Consider the following 2,307-nt stretch of genomic DNA (forward strand, 5'->3'; position numbering starts at 1 on the left):
ACACTCGACATACCGGACGGGTCCATTCTCGAAATCAGACCGGCGGCGAACACGCTCATCGCGGCACTTGCCGCTCGCGCGCAAGACGTCCCGCTTGCCGCGCTGATCGTCGATTACGGCCACGAAGCGACGGCTTGCGGCGACACGCTACAAGCGATCTCCCGCCACAAATTCGCCGACCCGCTGCGGAACCCCGGCGAAGTCGACCTCACCGCCCATGTAGACTTCGCCGCGCTGAAGGACGCCGCAATCGCGCATGGACTGACCGCTTACGGACCAATGCCGCAAGGCGCGTTTCTTTTGCGGCTCGGTCTCGAAGCGCGCCGCGGCCATCTGTGCGAAGGCGCAACCGACGGACAATGTGAGGCGTTGATCGCCGGCACGAACCGGCTCGTCGATCCCTCGGCGATGGGTCTTCTATTCAAGGCCCTCGCAATTACGAGCCCGGGGCTTGCCCCGCCGCCACCCTTCGGAGAGAGTTAGGAGCAAACGAGTGCCGGTCATGGTCACTGACGACAAGATAATGTTCCAGGCCCCGAGCCTCGCCGGGATCGACGGCGTCAGCCATGGATTCTTCACGCGGCTCGGCGGCGTTTCCGAGGGCATCTATGCGTCGCTGAACTGCGGCCCGGGCTCGTCCGACGACGCCGCCAACGTCACCGAGAATCGCGGGCGGGTGGCGAGGCTGTTGGGCGTGGCCCCCGAGAAGCTCGTCACGGTCTATCAGAAGCATTCGAATATCGCCGTGGTGGCGACGAAGCCTTGGGGCAAGAGCAAAACGCCCGACGCCGACGCCGTCGTCACGGCGACACCCGGGCTCGCCATCGGCATCCTCTCCGCCGACTGCACCCCGGTGCTGCTCTGCGACCCTGAGGCCCGTGTCATCGGCGCGGCTCACGCGGGCTGGCGCGGCGCGCTCTCCGGCATCGTCGAGGCGACCGTGGAGACCATGACCGGGCTCGGCGCCGAGCCCGAACGCATCCATGCGGCAATCGGCCCCGCCATCAGCCAAGGCGCCTACGAGGTGGGCGAGGACTATAAGGCGCAATTCTTGGCGCAGGAGCCCGGAAGCGAGGCATTCTTCGTGACCGACGAAGGCTCCGGAGAGCCCCATTTCGACCTGCCGGGCTATGTGGCCGAGCGCCTGGCCCGGGCTGGCGTCGGCGAGACGCTGGACCTTGATCTCTGCACCTACTACGACGAAACCCGTCTTTTCAGCTATCGCCGGTCCCAGCACCACGGCGAGGACGATTACGGCCGTCAAATTTCCGCCATCGTGCTTGCCTGAGCTGTAATTCACCATGAGGTGGATTGGCCCGGCGTGACGGGGACGCTAGAACTGGACGCAAACGGGCCGGGACAGGTAAGCTCTTGTTCGATCAAGGGTTGGGAGTCCACTCGCGGAGGCTTTCACGCGAGCGGCGCTGTGCGGCCAACAGAGGGAGTATTTTGTTGGACGCGGACTCACGACATGTACGCGCCCTTTTGAGACGTATTGCGGGGGTCGCGCTCGCCGCGCTCGCGGCCGTATGCCTGGCAGGCTGCGGCGGTGGAAGCACGAGTATGGGCGGGCTCCTGAGCGGCGCCGGAAGCCTGTTCGGCGGCTCCCCCAAGATCGCCGTCGCCCCCATTATCGGAGCGCCCGAGAGCGTCACCAAAGAGCTCACCCAAGCCCTGATTGTCGCCGGCAATGACCGCAATCTGACGCTCATGCCCGGCACCGAGGGCGCCAATTATACCTTGCGCGGCTATCTCCTGGCGGCACCCGAGCGGCAGGGGTCCAAGATCTCCTACATTTGGGACGTGACCGACGCCGAGGGCACCCGGGTGACCCGCGTCTCCGGCGAGGAGATCGCCTCCCGAGGGACCAGCAGCAATCCCTGGCGGGGGGTCGATGACAAGGTGATCCGGAGCATCGCCAACAACACCACCTCACAGCTTGCCGCCGACCTGCCCGGCGGCCGCAGCGCCAGCTCGCCATCGGTAGCAGCCGCCCCGGCCGCAACCACCACGGCGGCCACGACCACCGCCGCAGCCCCAAAGCCGGCGCCCGCGCCTAAGCCCTCGGGCGTGGTCGTGGCCCCCGTGTCAGGCGCGCCCGGCGACGGCAGCAGGTCGCTGGCCACGGCCCTCAAGAAGAAGCTCTATGCGGACGGCGTGAAGCTCGTGAACGGAACGTCGGGCAACGTCTACACGGTAAAGGGCATCGTGAAGCGTACCGCTGCCGGTGGCGGCAATGAGAAGATCCAAATCGACTGGCGCGTGCTCGATCCCAACGGCAAGCGCCTGGGCACGGTCTCGCAGCAG

General features: G+C 66.5%; 3 protein-coding genes. All 3 read left to right on the top strand.

The window, feature by feature from the left end; all coding sequences use genetic code 11:
- The coding region (locus tag ACSLE4_RS10400) for an SAM-dependent methyltransferase (protein ID WP_435904386.1) at positions 1-483 on the top strand (483 nt) is incomplete at its 5' end.
- Between the two features lie 37 nt (positions 484-520).
- Positions 521-1,288 carry a peptidoglycan editing factor PgeF gene (gene pgeF / locus ACSLE4_RS10405; RefSeq protein ID WP_435904388.1) on the top strand — a complete coding sequence of 256 codons (768 nt, stop codon included), beginning with the start codon at positions 521-523 and terminating at the stop codon, positions 1,286-1,288.
- 197 nt (positions 1,289-1,485) lie between these two features.
- A partial coding sequence (locus ACSLE4_RS10410) for a hypothetical protein (protein ID WP_435904387.1) occupies positions 1,486-2,307 on the top strand: 822 nt, incomplete at its 3' end.

The organism is Methyloceanibacter sp. (assembly GCF_051306395.1).
Classification (GTDB): Bacteria; Pseudomonadota; Alphaproteobacteria; order Rhizobiales; family Methyloligellaceae; genus Methyloceanibacter.